General features: G+C 42.4%; 18 protein-coding genes and 1 pseudogene. 3 read left to right on the forward strand and 16 right to left on the reverse strand.

The features are described from left to right. The first annotated feature begins 23 nt into the window (after positions 1-23). Positions 24-1,133: an alanine dehydrogenase gene (gene ald, locus ACVPON_RS03455; RefSeq protein WP_462876209.1), complete on the forward strand. Its 1,110-nt coding sequence runs from the start codon at positions 24-26 to the stop codon at positions 1,131-1,133. Positions 1,134-1,351: 218 nt separating this feature from the next. On the opposite strand, the gene rplA is transcribed toward ald, so the two are convergent. After that, complete coding sequence (gene rplA, locus ACVPON_RS03460; RefSeq protein ID WP_462876211.1) at positions 1,352-2,041, reverse strand: 50S ribosomal protein L1; 690 nt, start codon at positions 2,039-2,041, stop codon at positions 1,352-1,354. A gap of 95 nt (positions 2,042-2,136) precedes the next feature. Then, on the reverse strand, positions 2,137-2,562 hold the full coding sequence (gene rplK / locus ACVPON_RS03465; protein ID WP_075103919.1) for a 50S ribosomal protein L11: 426 nt from the start codon (positions 2,560-2,562) through the stop codon (positions 2,137-2,139). A 153-nt stretch (positions 2,563-2,715) separates the two neighbouring features. Between rplK and ACVPON_RS03470 the strand changes: the two genes are divergently transcribed. Further along, entirely contained in the window at positions 2,716-3,066 is a 351-nt protein-coding gene (locus tag ACVPON_RS03470) for a DUF3397 family protein (RefSeq protein ID WP_462876214.1), read from the forward strand. A 348-nt stretch (positions 3,067-3,414) separates the two neighbouring features. Here the strand turns inward: ACVPON_RS03470 and gloA2 are convergent, their stop codons facing one another. From gloA2 to ACVPON_RS03500, 6 genes are all read right to left on the reverse strand, one after another. After that, positions 3,415-3,801, reverse strand: a complete 387-nt coding sequence (gene gloA2 / locus ACVPON_RS03475; protein WP_462876298.1) for an SMU1112c/YaeR family gloxylase I-like metalloprotein — start codon at positions 3,799-3,801, stop codon at positions 3,415-3,417. Further along, complete coding sequence (locus ACVPON_RS03480; protein WP_462876216.1) at positions 3,801-6,152, reverse strand: DNA translocase FtsK; 2,352 nt, start codon at positions 6,150-6,152, stop codon at positions 3,801-3,803. The genes gloA2 and ACVPON_RS03480 overlap by 1 nt, the downstream gene beginning before the upstream one ends. A 453-nt stretch (positions 6,153-6,605) precedes the next feature. After that, positions 6,606-7,733 carry a LysM peptidoglycan-binding domain-containing protein gene (locus ACVPON_RS03485; protein ID WP_462876218.1) on the reverse strand — a complete coding sequence of 376 codons (1,128 nt, stop codon included), beginning with the start codon at positions 7,731-7,733 and terminating at the stop codon, positions 6,606-6,608. A 175-nt stretch (positions 7,734-7,908) separates the two neighbouring features. Next, positions 7,909-8,124, reverse strand: a complete 216-nt coding sequence (locus ACVPON_RS03490) for a PspC domain-containing protein (protein ID WP_462876220.1) — start codon at positions 8,122-8,124, stop codon at positions 7,909-7,911. A 111-nt stretch (positions 8,125-8,235) separates the two neighbouring features. Then, positions 8,236-8,775, reverse strand: coding sequence for a hypothetical protein (locus ACVPON_RS03495; protein WP_462876222.1), 540 nt, complete (start codon positions 8,773-8,775; stop codon positions 8,236-8,238). A gap of 138 nt (positions 8,776-8,913) precedes the next feature. Then, positions 8,914-9,267, reverse strand: coding sequence for a DUF2500 domain-containing protein (locus ACVPON_RS03500; protein WP_462876224.1), 354 nt, complete (start codon positions 9,265-9,267; stop codon positions 8,914-8,916). A 148-nt stretch (positions 9,268-9,415) separates the two neighbouring features. Between ACVPON_RS03500 and ACVPON_RS03505 the strand changes: the two genes are divergently transcribed. Further along, complete coding sequence (locus ACVPON_RS03505) at positions 9,416-10,204, forward strand: peptidylprolyl isomerase (protein ID WP_462876226.1); 789 nt, start codon at positions 9,416-9,418, stop codon at positions 10,202-10,204. A 964-nt stretch (positions 10,205-11,168) separates the two neighbouring features. Here ACVPON_RS03505 and ACVPON_RS03510 read toward each other — a convergent pair. The 8 genes and pseudogenes from ACVPON_RS03510 to ACVPON_RS03545 form a co-directional block, all read right to left on the reverse strand. Next, entirely contained in the window at positions 11,169-11,858 is a 690-nt protein-coding gene (locus ACVPON_RS03510) for a 5'-methylthioadenosine/adenosylhomocysteine nucleosidase (protein WP_462876228.1), read from the reverse strand. Positions 11,859-11,867: 9 nt separating this feature from the next. After that, positions 11,868-12,194, reverse strand: a complete 327-nt coding sequence (gene macP, locus ACVPON_RS03515; protein ID WP_462876230.1) for a cell wall synthase accessory phosphoprotein MacP — start codon at positions 12,192-12,194, stop codon at positions 11,868-11,870. A 1-nt stretch (position 12,195) separates the two neighbouring features. Beyond that, positions 12,196-12,738 carry an NUDIX hydrolase gene (locus ACVPON_RS03520; protein WP_462876232.1) on the reverse strand — a complete coding sequence of 181 codons (543 nt, stop codon included), beginning with the start codon at positions 12,736-12,738 and terminating at the stop codon, positions 12,196-12,198. Beyond that, entirely contained in the window at positions 12,735-14,126 is a 1,392-nt protein-coding gene (gene glmU, locus ACVPON_RS03525) for a bifunctional UDP-N-acetylglucosamine diphosphorylase/glucosamine-1-phosphate N-acetyltransferase GlmU (protein WP_462876234.1), read from the reverse strand. The genes ACVPON_RS03520 and glmU overlap by 4 nt, the downstream gene beginning before the upstream one ends. A gap of 288 nt (positions 14,127-14,414) precedes the next feature. After that, positions 14,415-14,860: pseudogene (locus tag ACVPON_RS03530) on the reverse strand (ASCH domain-containing protein). Positions 14,861-15,050: 190 nt separating this feature from the next. Further along, a complete protein-coding gene (locus ACVPON_RS03535) occupies positions 15,051-15,971 on the reverse strand; it encodes an alpha/beta fold hydrolase (protein ID WP_462876236.1) in 921 nt (306 codons plus the stop codon). Positions 15,972-15,988: 17 nt separating this feature from the next. Further along, entirely contained in the window at positions 15,989-16,687 is a 699-nt protein-coding gene (locus ACVPON_RS03540; RefSeq protein WP_462876239.1) for a 3-oxoacyl-ACP reductase, read from the reverse strand. Further along, positions 16,680-16,916 (reverse strand): DUF2829 domain-containing protein, encoded by a 237-nt coding sequence (locus ACVPON_RS03545; protein WP_462876300.1) that lies wholly within the window; start codon positions 16,914-16,916, stop codon positions 16,680-16,682. The genes ACVPON_RS03540 and ACVPON_RS03545 overlap by 8 nt, the downstream gene beginning before the upstream one ends. Positions 16,917-17,305: the final 389 nt, after the last annotated feature.

Consider the following 17,305-nt stretch of genomic DNA (forward strand, 5'->3'; position numbering starts at 1 on the left):
AACATAGAAAAAGGAGGTAAACTATGTTAATTGGTATTCCAAAAGAGATTAAAAACAATGAAAACCGTGTGGCTCTGACACCTGCTGGCGTACAAAGTCTGGTTATCCAAGGTCACCAGGTTGTAATTGAAACAGGAGCAGGACTGGGCTCTGGCTTTGCAGATGCAGATTATCAAGCACAAGGAGCGAAAATTCTCCCTACAGCAAAGGAAGTTTGGGCTAGTGAATTGGTCGTAAAAGTCAAGGAGCCACTGGCGAAAGAATATGGATTCCTCCGAGAAGATCTACTGCTCTTCACCTATCTCCACATGGCAGCAGCACCTGAATTAGCCAATGCTATGCTTACTAGCAAAACGACAGGTATTGCTTATGAAACCGTGACTGATAAAGGACAGTTACCTCTTCTTACCCCAATGAGCGAGGTAGCTGGTCGTATGGCGGTGCAAATCGGGGCACATTTTCTGACCAAACAAGAAGGAGGAGCTGGGGTTCTTCTAGGCGGTGTACCTGGCGTTCCTAAAGGAAAAGTCACCATTATTGGTGGCGGAGTAGTCGGTACACATGCAGCCCGAATCGCCCTGGGACTTGGCGCCCAAGTAACGATTCTTGACATCAGTGCAAAGCGTCTCTCAGCCTTAGAAGAAATTTTTGGTAATCAAATCCAAACCCTCATCTCCAATCCCTTCAACATTGAAAATAGCGTTAAAGAAGCAGATGTCGTCATTGGAGCAGTACTGCTTCCTGGAGCTAAAGCTCCAAAATTAGTTACTGAAAATATGGTGAAACAAATGCGAGCAGGCTCTGTCATTGTAGATGTAGCTGTGGATCAAGGTGGGATTGTAGAAACAGCCGATCGTGTAACAACCCATGATGAACCTGTCTATGAAAAATATGGAGTTCTCCACTATGCTGTTGCTAATATTCCAGGAGCCGTTGCTCGTACCTCCACCATTGCATTGACTAACGTAACCTTGCCGTATATAATCAAATTAGCGAATCAAGGGTTCAAAGAAGCCATGTTAGCAGACACCGGTTTCCGGCAAGGGGTGACCACCTATCGGGGACTTATTACCAATTCTGCTGTCGCTACTAGTCTACACCAAGACTACACCAGTATTGATGAATTGGTATAGTAGCCCAAGATACGAGAGCCTTTGCCACGAGTTTCACTCGTTTTATTTCCAACCTTGAGGCTGGGCAAAAACTAGCCTCAGTTGGGAATAAGGAAACGGAGTTTCCTCAATCGTTGAAGCAATAAAAGGTAAACGAAATGAGCACAAAAAGAACTGGACAACCAGTTCTTTTTATAGACACAAGAAAAGCCTTACCAAAAGATAAGACTTTTTCGATATTACAATGAATTTGGATCAACCTTGATTCCCACACCTTGAGTAGTTGTGATTGTCAAGCTTGTGATGTAGGTACCTTTTGCTGTAGCTGGTTTTGCTTTCACGATTGTATCATGGAAAGCCTTGAAGTTTCCTACCAACTGCTCAGCGCCAAAGGAGACCTTACCGATGATTGCTTGTACGATACCTGCTTTATCTGCACGGTAAGTAATTTTACCACCTTTAGACTCTTCGACAGCTTTTGCAACATCCATTGTTACAGTACCAGTCTTAGGGTTTGGCATCAAGTTACGTGGTCCAAGGACACGTCCAAGACGTCCAACAAGTGCCATCATATCAGGTGTAGCGATAACAACATCAAAGTCTAACCAACCACCGTTGATTTTTGCAACAAGGTCATCTTCACCAACAAAGTCAGCACCAGCAGCTTTTGCTTCTTCTGCTTTTGCACCGCGTGCAAATACCAATACACGTGAAGTTTTACCAGTCCCGTTTGGCAAGACCATGGCACCACGGATTTGTTGATCTGCTTTACGAACATCGATGTTCAAGTTGTAAGCAACTTCTACAGTTGCATCAAATTTTGCAAAGTTAGTTTCTTGTGCAAGTGCTACAGCTTCTTCTACGCTGTAAGCCTTTGTGCTGTCGATTTTTTCAAGTGCAGCACGCATTTGTTTGCTCTTTTTAGCCATTTTTTATTCTCCTTGTAATGTGGTCATATCGATTTTCATCTCCCACGTCACTCATCAGAAATGATGAAGTCTTGCGGGTTGTGGGTCGTTATTGATTAGTCAACAACAGTGAATCCCATAGAACGAGCAGTACCTTCGATCATACGCATTGCAGACTCAAGGTTTGCAGCGTTCAAATCTGGCATCTTAGTTTCAGCAATTTCTTGTACTTGCGCACGAGTAACTGTTGCCACTTTTGTTTTGTTTGGTGTACCTGATCCCTTTTCAACACCCGCAGCTTTTTTCAACAGAACAGCAGCTGGTGGTGTCTTACAGATGAAATCAAATGATTTATCTTCATATACTGAGATTACAACAGGGATAATCATACCAGCTTGGTCAGCTGTACGAGCATTAAATTCCTTAGTGAATCCCATGATATTGATCCCTGCTTGACCAAGTGCTGGTCCGACTGGTGGAGCTGGAGTAGCTTTACCTGCAGGAATTTGAAGTTTTACAAGTTTTTCGACTTTCTTAGCCATCTTTAAATCCTCCTATTGTGGTTTTTACGGTAACTACAGATTTTTACCTCCCACAAATATGTGATTTTTCACATACCTTTTCATTATACAGTATTTTGGTAAAAAATCAAGCTTTATATTTACTTTTCCTCCCTTTTTTTATAGAATAAAGCTATGATATTCTTGAAAATTGCTTCCATCTTACTCTTAGTTCTCACCTTAATCATCTCTATCACAATTGTTAAACTATTTCAATTGCAAAAAAAGGGGTGGAACTTTGCCGACATCGCTTTTCCTATCCTTGCTTTTGAATTTTACCTAATCTCAGACAAAGCCTATTATCATAGTCTCTTACCCCACCTGGTATTAGCCTTGTCACTGCTTTCGTTGGGAATTATCTATTACTTCTTGGTGCAAAAGCGTGCCTTTTCTTATCAAGGCTTTTTCAAGTTCTTTTGGCGGGCAGGCTTTATTTTAACCTTCTTCCTCTATCTAGCTCTCATCATTGCTCTTTTTACAATATAGTCCCTTAGTTTGTTCCACTAGTCTAAAAGACCAGCGAAAGTTGAATATAAGACGAGGGTAAATCGTATCAATAGCCATAACAGATCGGAAATAAAGCTTGAAAAAGTAGGTGACCATCGTAAGATAGGACAACCTTTTTCATAATCCAGTCGAGTATGGGAAGTGGGGAAATATCTTTTAAAGCTCACTTCATTCGCTACTTATTTCGCACATATCAACTTAGAGTGTAGCCTGTTTTAAAACTAAATCACTATAACACAGACAAAAAACGACACTTCTACTGAAACCTACCAGTAAAAGAATAGACTGCAATCAAGACTTGAAAATCTTACTTGCAATCCATTCTTTTTATTCATGTATTTCTAATGGTAAGCCATCGGGATCAAAGAAGAAGGCCATTTTACGCCTGTCATAGTCATCATAACGCAAAGGGCCATGGGGAATATCTAAGGCGTCAAACTCCTGCAAGCACTTTTCTACATCATCAACCCTAAAAGCAAGGTGGCGTAGACCAGTATGCTCTGGTTGAGGCATAGCAGGTCTTAGTGGTGCATCTGGTTTGATAAACATTTCAAGAACCAGATTTCCCTTGCGAATATTAATGAGGATATCTTGTTTTTCTGATCGAATGTGTTCGTCTAGTAGTTCAAATCCTAACGTATCAAGATAAAATTCTTTTGTTTTCTGATAATCATGGCAGATAATAGCAATGTGATGTATTGCATCTAATTTCATCATTGGCTTTCCAATACCTTCCTTGGTTTAGTCCCTTCTGCTGGCCCAATCACGCCTGCTGCTTCTAGTTCTTCCATTAAACGCGTCGCTCGGTTAAAGCCAACAGATAAACGACGCTGAATCATAGACGCACTCGCTTTTTGCGTTTCAATAACGAGAGCTCTTGCTTGTTCAAAGAGCGGATCACCACCATCATCGCCTACTCCACTGTCAGCATCACCTTCTACCACTTCACCAGGATCAAAAGATTCATCATAATCAGCCTCTGCTTGATTTTTAATAAAGCTGACAATCGCTTCTACATCATCATCAGAAATAAAAGAGCCTTGTAAACGTACTGGGTGATTTTCATCAATCGGTTTAAAGAGCATGTCTCCACGACCTAGTAGTTTCTCTGCCCCATTTTCATCTAAGATGGTCCTGCTGTCTGTACCACTTGAGACTGCAAAAGCAATCCGAGACGGGACATTTGCCTTAATCAAGCCGGAAATAACGTCAACAGATGGACGTTGGGTCGCAAGAATCATGTGAATGCCCGCTGCCCGTGCTTTTTGCCCCAGACGAATAATCGCGTCTTCCACTTCCTTACTAGCAACCATCATCAGATCTGCCAACTCATCGACAATTACGACAATCAAGGGCAGAGGAATGTGTTTTTCCTCAGAACCCTGATTATATTCTGCCACTTTTGTATTGTAGCCTTCTAGGTTCCGCACTCCTAGATGACTGAACAACTCATAGCGCTTTTCCATTTCATCGACAACCTTTTGAAGTGCTCGCGCAGCTTTTCGAGGATTGGTCACCACAGGAATCAAAAGATGGGGAATGTCATTGTAGACTGATAACTCAACCATTTTAGGATCAATCATCATAAACTTCACTTGATCTGGTCCAGCTTTCATCAAAATAGAAGCAATGATTCCATTGACCGCAACAGATTTTCCTGAACCAGTGGAACCAGCTACCAGCAAGTGAGGCATTCGAGCCAAATCAAAGGAGCGTACACTTCCATTTACAGCCTTACCAAGCGGAATCTCAAGAAGTTTAGCTGCGGAGGTCTTAGCCTGTTCCCACAATTCTCTAAAGGGAACCATGGCTACCTCAGAATTGGGTACTTCAATACCGACCAAGGACTTTCCTGGAATCGGCGCTTCAATCCGAACATCTTTCGCTGCAAGGGCAAGAGCTAAGTCATCTGCCAGATTAGAAATCCGGTTGACGCGTACGCCGACTGCTGGCTTGACCTCATACTTGGTCACGGACGGTCCGATTTCCGCTCGCTCAACCACCACCTTGATCCCAAAACTCGCAAAAGTATCTTCCAACACCTTGATATTTTGGCGAACAATTTTCTTTTCATTGGCTTGACTTTTAACCTTAATTGGAGCAAAAAGATCTATGGATGGTAGCTTGTAAGCCAACTTGGCTTTCGGTTTGAAATCGAGCGCCAAGTCTTCTGGTGCATACTCTTCCAACTCCTCTTCTTCGTCCTCAGCCAATAAGACAGGAAATTCTTCCTCATCAAAGCCCCCTCCACGTTCTTCTGCAACGATTGGGACTTCTTCTATTTCCAAGATTTCACCTGTCTCCAAATCAATTACTGAATCTTCTCCTAGAGCAATGGCTGGGGCTTCTTCCCAGGTATCTGCAGTTTCTTCCATTTCTTTAGTTCTTGCTGCTAGACGTCTCGCTTCTTCCTCTGCTTGAAGTTTGGCTTCTATCTCTGCCTTTTCAGCCCGTTTTTCCGCACGAATAGCTGCTCGTTCCTGCATTTTTTCTCGTAGGAGAGTAAGACCGTCCGCTACATCATACACAGACCACGGGCTCATAAAGAAAAGACCAAAGAGAATCAGAAGGGCTCCGATAAAAAAGGTCCCCACCGTTGCAAATAAAAAAGAAACGGGTAGGTAGAGAGCACCGCCAAGGAGACCTCCCCCTAAAAATTCCTCCACACGAAAAGCAGAAAGGTCTGATAAGGCTCTCATAAAGGTATGATGCAAAAGATCTTTCCCTTTATAGCTTAGATCAAAATAAGCTTGGTATTCTAGCAAAAGCCCCGCAAATACCAGCCAGAACCCAGAGATTGTCCCTTCTCGCTGTCTTACTTTTTTAGAAAATAATATATAAAATAGAAGAGCTCCAATCAAGAAATAGGCCGCACTTCCAACCAATAAACGAAAGAGATTATAGGCAGTTATCCCAAAGACTCCCAGCCTACTTGCTGCAAAGAGGAGAAAAACAACTACTAGTAAGCGGAAAAGTAGAGATTTTATTTTTTCTTGTTGGGCTAATTCAGCCTTTGTCGGACGTCTCGTTGCACGTCCCTTTTTTGTCGTTTTTTGTTTTGCCATGTCTCCATTATACCATACTTTACAAGGAGGTGTAGTAGGGAACAAATCATCATACTCAAAGAATCTCACATTCAGATTAGGCAACGCAGATACAGGTAGAACACACTCCTCTCTTCGTTTTCAGCTAGCAGGCTGAAAAACTCCACTGGATCTTTTTACCCAGCAAATCCAGTTATAGTTGTTTCGTTTACTTTTATACTCTTTAAAAATTAAAAGTAGACTAGAAAGTAGACTAGCTTTCACAATTAAGAATTGTGAAAGGTTGGAAATGCGATTAGCACCGCCAATTTCCTTATAATCGAAGCCGAAGGTAGAACGAGCGTTCACCAAGACAAGTTGACGAAGTATCCTTTTGATTTTTATTGAGTATAAATGAGTATATCATCGTCTGAGTTTGATTTTCGAAAAGTATAACAATCCCGACAAGCTAGGCTCATCGGGATTGTTCAGTCATTACGGATTCATGGACACATGGACATGATCGTAGTGGTTTTGAGTGATACTGCCACGGTCTGGCATCAAATTCCAAGTATTGGCTGGTCCATAGATATTTGGACTTAGAGAATAAAAGCGCTGTTTCCAGATGACATAGGAAATATTTTTGGCTCCCATTTGTTGGATGACATAATTCGCCACTTGATCTCCCAATTCTGTATTGTTCCCAACCATGAAATCAACTGCAAGCCCCTTACCATGGTCCCCACTATCGCCAGGGCGATACAGACTAAAGGAGGTAATACCATAAAGTGCCGCTACTTCTTCCTTAAATGCTGCCGTCTGTGGCTGAAGTCCAGCATTGACGGGATTTGTAACAGCAATACTGCTAGTATCTACTGCATTGCTCACGGAAGCAACTGGACTTGGTGCTGCTGCCTGCGGTTCAGCCGGTGCCTGATTCGTATCACTGGTGGTATTTTCTGAAGTAGTTGGAGCAACATCTACTGAAGATGCTCCTGTTGGCTCCAAGTCTTCTTCTACTTTAGTAACTGGATTATCAACGACCACGGGTTCTTCCACAGCCTCTGGTGTTTCTGTAACAGGTGCCGACTCTGTTCCCTCTGGTTCAGCTGGCACCTGATTCACATCGCCTGCTCCGGCATCCGCTTCATCTGGAGCAAGAGGTTCGGAAAAAGCCTCAGTTGGCTCTTCTTCTACTGCAACAACTGATTCATCAACAACTTCTGACTCTTCCAATACTACGGGTGTTTCTGGGGTCTCCACTACTTCTTCTGCCTCCTGGCTTTGAGGAGACTGAACTTCAATAGAGCTTATTCCTCCTTGAGGATTGGTTGCCACCGTCAAGATTGTATCGGGGAAAATCAAATTAACATTGGAGATTTGGTTAAGCTGTGCTAAAACAACCATATCAATATCAAGTGCCTGCGCAATGGTACTAAGGGTATCTCCATACTTAACCGTATAGGTCTGCTGGGTATTTTCTCTTAAAATATCTGTCTTGATTTCTTCCACTGAGCGTGCTGACCATATCGGAACGAGTTCATCTGCTTGAGCTGTCGCAGTAAAAAGCGACAAGGTCAAGGCTGACAATAAAATGGTTTTTGGGGTTACTGTTACTGACATACTTTCTGCCCTTTCTTTGTGATAGAGACATCTTACCATAATTTTGAAAACAAAAAAGGCTTTTTAAGCCTTTTTCACGAAACTGTATTTTGACTGTCACAAAAAGAAATAATTGTCACCTAATTGTGTTTTCTGTCATCATGTTGTAACGTACACGCTTCACCATCTGACACCTTTAAAAAAGAATCTCCTGATCATCGTCCTGCCCATTATCTATTGGCATCACCCACCAACAGACCAAGTACGGAATAAGACCAACTCCATAAACGAAGATTAGCAGTACCCAAATCACGCGAACAAGGGTGGGATCAACACCAAAATAGTTGGCAATTCCTGAGCAAACACCCGCAATTTTCACATCTTTCCTATCACGCATCAATCGTTTTTGCATCTCTCGTCCTCCTTTTTACTTCCTGTCTTCATTATAGCATAAATACCGACCAATAGGCTAAAACCTCAGTATATCCTCAAAGATTGAAGGATTCCCAATTTCCAAAGGCGCTCAATATTTCTTTTTGGGGTGACGGTCAATCACTTCTGGATTGGCTGCAAGAGCTGCTACTCCCTTATCTGTTATTTTATAACCACGCACGCTAAAGGTCTGGGATAATTCTTCTTCTGAAAAATGCTCTTTCAAAGCCAAGTCTAAATCTGCTGCTTTCATTTTAGATAGACCAGCGACCCCTTTCTTTTTCAAAATCGTTTTCTTCATCGTCGCATTAAGATGATCGAGCGAATCAAAGGCTGTTTCCAAATAGGCATAGCCCTTTTTTACTAAGTCTGCCAAGTGCTTGGGTGCGTCAATCCCGTAGGTATATTCAAAATATTTAGGAAAGACAGAATCATTGGTAAAGGTATCAAACTGGATCCGCCACAAAAGAATGATATCTCCCGCCAAAAGCCCGTCTGCTAGGCATTCCATATTGCGTTTGGGAACAGGCTTTGCATCTAATAACCAAGTCTCCAAGTCACGATCTGGAGCGATATAAGGCATGCGGGCATGGTCTTTATAGAGTTCTTTAACCTGCTTTTCTAGCGTCATCAACTGTACCTACCTTCTTCAAAAACAATCAAGCCCGTCTCTCCATGACACAAGGCCGCTTTCATCACATACTTCTCTTCATAAAAACTGAAATGAATGTCCACTTTTTGTATTCTATTATACACCAGAAAGCAATTATCACCTACTAGATGGCTTGGACAAAGCTCTCGTAAACGCAAGGAAACGGCTTCCTTGAAAGACTAATTCACCCCTATCTCCTTCGACAGCAAGAGCATAGATTGTGCTTTTAACCCGAAATTCTCTGCGCTCACCATTCTCCAACTCAAAGGTCAGATAGTAATAGGTGTGACTATTCTCACTCCTCCAAACAGCCATTCGCTTCCCAACTATCTCAGCAAGATGAACCTCCTGAAAAGCCTTATTGTTTCTTAGAATTTCAAGGAGTAGGCTAGCAAATCGCCATAAGAATAGTCCCGAAACAATCATTAACATCATGATAACCCCAATTGGTATGATTGAGAATGTACCCATAAAGTATCCACCTTTCCTCGTCTATTTTGATTTTCTTTTAACCTTATCCTAACAAATTTCACTGAAAAATCCTAGCCTTATCCGACTTTTGAAAAAGAAAGAAATTCATGCTACAATAGGACTAATCCATGAATAGGAAAGGAATCTTATGAAAAAACGACTACTCTTTGTCCTCATTACCAGCCTTCTGCTCACAGCTTGTGCGGGTAACTCTACCACAACTACTTCAACCAATCATTCAACACCTGTGTCTAGCACAGATACGACTGCCGCAAGCCAATATGCCAAAGATTTAGCCTACGCCATTAACAACCCCGAAGCAACTTTCCCGCAATTAACAACAGAAATCGCAGATAATGAAGCGGTAGTTCTCATCAAGACTAGCGCAGGAGACATCAAAATAAAACTCTTTCCCGATCAGGCTCCGCTAGCTGTTGAAAATTTCCTCACTCATGCTAAGGAAGGTTACTACAACGGTATCCTCTTCCACCGTGTCATCAATGGATTTATGATTCAAGGGGGTGACCCAAAAGGAAGCGGTACAGGAGGGGAGTCAATTTGGGCTGGGAAAGACCAAACTATTGACAAAGGAAATGGCTTTAAAAATGAAATTTCAGCCTTCCTCTACAATATCCGCGGTTCCCTTTCCATGGCAAATGCTGGTCCAGATACCAATGGCAGTCAATTCTTTATCAACCAAAATACCAAGGATGCTTCCGCAAGACTTGATTCAAGCAAGTATCCAGCTAAAATCAGAGACGCCTATAAACTAGGAGGAAATCCGAGCCTTGACGGCAACTACACCGTCTTCGGGCAAGTCATTGAAGGTATGGAGGTTGTCGATAAAATCGCAGCAACCGAAACAGATGAAAACGACAAGCCCAAAACGGACATCAAGATTGAAGCCATTGAAGTTTTGAAAGATATAAACAAATAAAAGAAAGATTAGGCAAAACGAGCCATAAATCATTAAACACACAGACACACTTCAAGCTGATTGTACTGAAATCCAGTTGAACGGTCTGTGTTTTTCTTTTGTCTCCATTATTGTAGACTCATTTCTTAGCCAATCTAGTTAGATTCCCACTCATTAAGAAGAAGCCTATCTCTGCTTCAACCACTTTTTTGCCCTCTACCCCTTTATAGCCTTTCTACTCTATATTCATACTTGAACTAAACTTAAACTAAGAGCTAGGTGAAAAAGACAGGCTGCTGTTTCGGATTTAGCTAGCCCCCACAGTCTAGGAATAGACTGTGGGGGGATAGCTAATAAAACAAACGAAGTTTGCTCCTTTCAGTCTAAGAATAGACTGTGGGGGGCTAGCCAATAAAACAAACGAAGTTTGCTCCTTTCAGTCTAGGAATAAACTGTGGGGGAATAGCCGATAAAACAAACGAAGTTTGTAACTTTGTATAGAATCCTGTTTCTTAACGTCCTCACATCTTGTTTTAATTGAGTTCGGACTAAAAATGCTAGAAAAAAGATGAATCGTATCGATTACCTGTGTAATACTCTCCGATTCCCTATTTTTCTTTCCATTTTCTTAACGTCCTCACATCTTGTTTTAATTGAGTTCGGACTAAAAATGCTAGAAAAAAGATGAATCGTATCGATTACCGGTGTAATATTCTCCGATTCCCTATTTTTCTTTCCATTTTCTTAACGTCCTCACATCTTGTTTTAATTGAGTTCGGACTAAAAATGCTAGAAAAAAGATGAATCGTATCGATTACCGGTGTAATATTCTCCGATCCCCTATTTTTCTTTCCATTTTCTTAACGTCCTCACATCTTGTTTTAATTGAGTTCGGACTAAAAATGCTAGAAAAAAGATGAATCGTATCGATTACCGGTGTAATACTCTCCGATTCCCTATTTTTCTTTCCATTTTCTTAACGTCCTCACATCTTAGTTAACAACTCAAGTAAGGCATGAGCCGAGCGTTTTCCAGCTTCAATGATAAAGGTCTCAAAGGTCATAGGAGCATCACCTTGGGCTGTATCGCTCATGGCACGAATGACAAGGAAGGGGAGCTTAACGCTATGAGCCGCTTGGGCAATCGCTGCCCCCTCCATTTCAACAGCTAAGACAGCTGGGAAATGGGCTTTAATCGCTGCAATCTTGTCCGCACCTGCAATAAAACTGTCCCCTGTGGCAATCAAACCTAGATGAGCTACAATCCCTTGCTGGGCAAGAATTTTCTGCATCTTAGAAACCAAGTCTTTATCTGCCTCAAAATACAGGGGCTGGGCAGACATCTGACCATAGTCATAGCCAAAGGCAGTTAAATCTACATCGTGATAAGCAAGTTGGCGAGCAAGAACCACATCACCAATTGCAATCCCATCTGCGACTGCACCTGCCGAACCTGTATTGACAATTACATCTACCTGAAACTCTTGGGCTAAAATAGCAACGGACATGGCAGACATGACCTTGCCGACACCAGATTGAACTAAGACCACCTCATGCTGTCCCAGTCTCCCTATATAGTAGGTCCGCCCTAAGACAAGCTGTTCTCGCCCATGCTCCAACTTTTCAACCAAGGTCTCCAATTCTTGAGGCATGGCTGCGATAATACCAAATTTCATCTAAACTCCTTACCAATAAAAAACTGCAATGAAGAAAAGAATAAGAAGAAGCACTACCCAAAAGAGGATTTTATTGACCTTACTTCGAAATGCCTCTCGCTTAACCGTTTCGATCCGACGGCTTTTGATAATAGAAGCATCGACAGGAATCCGATGAGTATAGCCCTCATGATAACCTGTATACTCCTCAGCCCAGTCGTCCTCTTGCTTAAATTCGTCTACTTCCGCAAAGTCTCCCTCAGGATCATAGTAGCCAAAACGCTGAGAAGGGGGGCTTTTTCTCCGTCTCATTTCTTCTAATACCTCATCTGTCAACAAGGGCTTCCTCATGTCCATCCTACTTTCTCATCAATTGGAGCTGTTGAATCGCAATGATGGTCTTCGCATCACAAATATCACCGCTTGCAATCAAGTCAAGCGCTTCTTCTAGACTAACATGATATACCTCAATCACTTCATCATCGTCCATGGGGCGAGGATTGGCAACCTTGACCAAATTTCTTGCCACATAGAGACGCAAACGCTCATTGCAAAAACCAATAGCCGAATAAAAGTCATACAGGAGCTCCAACTCACCTGTATAGCCTGTTTCTTCTTCTAATTCTCTTAGGGCTGCCCGCTTGGGATCAGCATTTTCCCCAAGTTCTAATTTACCTGCTGGAATTTCATAGCTCGTCTGTTCAATCGCCTTGCGGTACTGCTTGACCAAAATCAACTTATCCTCCGGTGTTACAGCTAACACACAGACAGCTCCCTTGTGGAAGATCAATTCCCGCTTGGATTCTCCACCCATAGGAAGCGCCACATCATCTACAACCACATCAAAAATGTGACCCTTGAAAATCTCGGTCCGTCTGATCGTCTTTTCTTCAAATTTCATCGTAACTCCTTATTCTTCTTTGGATAATGGGGTAAATGTCTGGCATATTCTTCTTTGTTTTCCTGACGACTCCGCCCAATGGCTACCGCATCTTGTGGCACATCTTTGGTAATAGTTGAACCAGCTGCTGTCAACCCATTGTCACCAATTTCAAGCGGAGCAATCAAGGTGGAATTAGAGCCGACAAAGACATGATTTCCAATCTTAGTCGTATACTTTTTCTGCCCATCATAGTTGACTGTAATCGTTCCAGCACCAAAATTGACATCACATCCCACCTCAGCGTTGCCGATATAGGTCAGGTGACCCGCCTTGGTATTTTCCCCAATAGTGGAGGCTTTAACCTCTACAAAATTACCAATATGCACTCCCTTTGCCAGCTGAGAACCTGGGCGAATATGGGCGTAAGGACCAACTGTCACATCTTCTGCAATATGCGATTCTTCAATCATGGAATGGCTCACCACCACACGCGCTCCAATTTCTGAATCAACTATATAGGTTCCATTTGTCAAGATACTCTCTGTACCAATCGTGGTCTTACCTTTCAAGGTCACATTTGCCTCAATCTGGACATCTGGTGCAATAGCAACATCAATGTCAATATAGGTCGCTGCTGGATTGACAAAGCTAACTCCATTGAGCATGTGGGTCTTATTGATCCGATTGCGCATCACTTCTTCAGCCTTTGCCAGGGCTACACGGTCATTGACCCCCAGACTTTCATCAAAATCACGCAACAGGTAGGCCCCAACCTTATCACCTGCTTGACGGAAAATACTGATTACGTCTGTGATATAGTATTCCCCTTGAGCATTATTGGTATTGATATCCTTCAGTGCCTCAAACAAGCGTTCATTGTCAAAGATATAGGTTCCTGTGTTGATTTCCTTGATTTGCTTTTCAAAATCAGATGCATCTTTTTCTTCCACAATCTTCGTCACTTCCCCATGTTGGTTGCGCACAATACGTCCGTAACCAAATGGATTTGTCGCTTCTGCTGTCAAAACGGTTGCCACATTTTTATGATTGATATGAAACGCAACTAGATCACGCAGGCTTTCTCCTGTAATCAAAGGTGTGTCACCTGCAATGACCAAGGTTTGTCCACTACACTGTTGAAGGACAGGCTCTGCCATCATAACCGCATGACCAGTACCAAGCTGCTCCGACTGGGTTACAAAGTCTGTCTGTCTAGCTAAGACAGTTTCCACCATCTCCGCCTTGTGCCCAACAACCGTCACTATTTTTTCAGGTGAAATGGCAGAAACACTCCGGAAAACGTGTTCCAACATTGAAATACCTGCAACCTTGTGTAGAACCTTGGGCAAATCGGACTTCATTCGAGTTCCCTTACCTGCTGCTAAAATAATTGCATAATTTGTCATAGGATTCTTTCCAATCTATTAGTTTCGCCCCTATTATACCATACTTTCTAAGGTCAATAAAGCCATGGCCTCTTCCAGTCATAACCACCCGTGAAAACAGTTGGTTTGTACACCGGATCTAGCCGTTTCCCTCCAGCGACGTCTAAAGACGTTCACTGAACTTCGGCTATGATTACTTAACTAAAGCCCGTAACAACGGACTTTTATCTTGTTATGGCTTTGAGCCATAACAGAAGCAAAAATGCAGTCAAAAATCCCTTTCCTAGCTGGACAGGGATACAGACATGGCTATATGGGATAGACCACTTCAAATTCTTCTAAAACAACTTGGCTACTATCAGAGAAAGTAAGACCTGCTTCTACCAGCCATTGGCTAAATAATTCTTCATGAATCTGTCACCAGTAAGCAAGCGACTTATCCCCTTCTCCTTCTTTAAAGGCATGGTCTGCTGATACTTGATTGAAGGGTAGCACTTCAACCTTGGTCGTTTGAATCACACAAACTGCCTCATTCTGGCTATTTAAAATAATACTTTTCTCATCAATCGCAGGTAGGGCTTCCCCTGCTAGAGCATACAAGTCATAGACTGAAGCTGTTGCTGTTTTTCTCCAGCCAAGACCAAGCCTGCTAGTACATCTGGATCCGCTCCAAACTGCCACGCATCCAGCTCCTCCCCAATCTGAGGATTCATCAGGCAATAGCAATAGGCCGCCCACATTTCTTCTGCTGTCATCTGTCCCTCCTTTACCAAACTTTACATGCAACAGAATCCTTGATTCTCTGAATCACATCTTCATCCATCCTTTTGGTCTTTTATCTACTATCCTTAAACTGCCAGAAAGGATCAAACATCGTCTTTTTGGAACTTACCAAAAGCCCTGAAACTCCTATTTCGCTAGAATGAAAAACATAGATGCTTACGACTATTGGTCTCCATCTAACACCCCATTGATCCAGTTGAGGATATCACACATGACCTCTTTCTTATTCCATTCATTGAGAATTTCATGGCGCGCTTCTGGGTACAAGGTCAGACTAACCTGGGAACATCCTAGCTGAATCAATTGGTGATAGAAACGCTCAACCCCCTTACCACACTCACCAACAGGATCTTCCTGCCCTGAAATCAATAGTAGGGGCACATTTTTAGGAATCTTATCCATCCAACTTGTCTGTGCAGCATGATTAGCAAAAGTGAACAATGCCTGATACATACTGAGAGCCGGCCTAAATTGGTGGTGGGGATTTGTCAAATATTTTTCTACTTCCGTCTTATTCCTCGTCAACCAGTCTGCGCTAGTTATCGTAGGGGAAAAGTGCCGATTAAAACTCCCAGTAGTCATGGTTTCGATAAACTTACTGCGGTAGAAAGGACCATGTATAGCCGTTAAGACCTTGACCAAATGAATTCCTGCCCTCGTTTTTAGAAGGGATTCTTGACCTGTCCCCATAAGAATACCTGCCTTGACATTTTTTCCATATTCTGCCAAGTACAAACGAGTGATATAAGATCCCATGGAATGACCCATAATTATAATAGGAAGATGAGGATAACGCACCCTTATCTCTTCTTGTAATCCCTGCACATCTTCAATCAAAACATGCCAATCATCTGGAAAAACTCCGTATTCTTCTCGGCTACGAACCGTATGGCCGTGTCCTACATGGTCATGACCTACCACTACATAACCTGCTTGATTGAGAAAGCGAGCAAACTCATCATAGCGCTTAATCTGCTCAATCATACCGTGAACGATTTGAACGATTGCTTTTGGCTGGTCAACTGCCCATAGTAGGGCACTGGTTTGCCGTGGTCCAAACCGCCATCTCGTCACTTTTGTCATTTATATTCCTCCCTACTTTATTTCAAACTCCAACCACCATCAATCTTGAGGATTTCGCCCTGCATGCTGCTTGCTTTTCCACTCGCCAAAAATAAGGTAACTTCTGCAATCTCAGCTGGCTCTAACCAGCGCTTGATTGGTGTTTCAGCTGCGACCCAGTCTGCTAGCCCTCCCTCTTCAAAATCACTTGCTGTCATCGCTGTCTTGACCGCACCTGGCGCTAAGCCAAAAACCTGAATCCCCTTATCAGCATAATCGAGGGCTAATTGCTTGGTAAAACCTGCTAGAGCGTGCTTACTGGCTGTGTAGGCTACACCACCACCACCTGCAAGAAAACTGGCAATCGAACACATATTGATGATAATACCTGCCTTTTTTTCCAACATCTTTGCAAGATAAAAGCGAGTCAGGCGCATGGTCGCAAGCAAATTAATCGCTAAAATATCCTCAATAGCTTCCTCACTGATATCTAGCAGTGCCTTATAAGCATCTAATTTCCCAGCAGTATTGCAAAGAATGTCCACTTCAGGTAACCAGTCAAAAAGAAGCTCTAAACTCCCCCTAAGATCTAGTTGTAAAAAATGAAAATCACCTACTAATGTAGGAGAATCCCCCTTATCCACACCATAGACTACATAGCCCTTTTCCAAAAATAGTTGTGCCTGAGCGTAGCCGATACCCGAAGATACCCCTGTTACAAGGACTTTCTTAGTCATGGACTTCTACCCAATCTGTTGCCAAAACATCACAGGGAGTAGGACTCCACATAGAGAATCCCTCTCCCTCACCTGATACATTGATTAAAAAGTAGGGGGTCACCTCAAGTGCTACACCATTTTGCTCCATTGTATCGAAAAGCTGAATATAGTTTTCAGCTCCACCCCAACCTGTCCGAACATATTTTTTCTTGGCTTTGAGCCCTGGTAAGATTTCTTCAAATGTCATCATTTGCTCTCCTTTCTTCATCAAAAATTGGTTCCTTCATTCGATTTGTTACAAAACCTTAAAAATTTATGCCAATTCCTATTCAAGTTGGAAATAAGAAAAGGAAAACTTCTTTCAATAGTTCCTTGAGATAGGCTGGCAACCTATCCTTTTAACGTTCAAAGAGTATCAACCTACTCTTATAGCAGGTTCTATCCCCTTTATTATACCACAAAAAACACCAGCCAACCGGCTGATGTTTCAAGGAGATTATGAAAAATATTTAGGATTGACTATAGTATATCCTATCTTGTTTGTTCTTACATCCGTCTTGAGACTGATTTTAGAACTTCTGTAATCTTTTCCACAAACTGATGATAGGTCTTTTAAACATTGCCTCAAAAAAATCA

Source organism: Streptococcus sp. 1F3 (genome assembly GCF_054968985.1).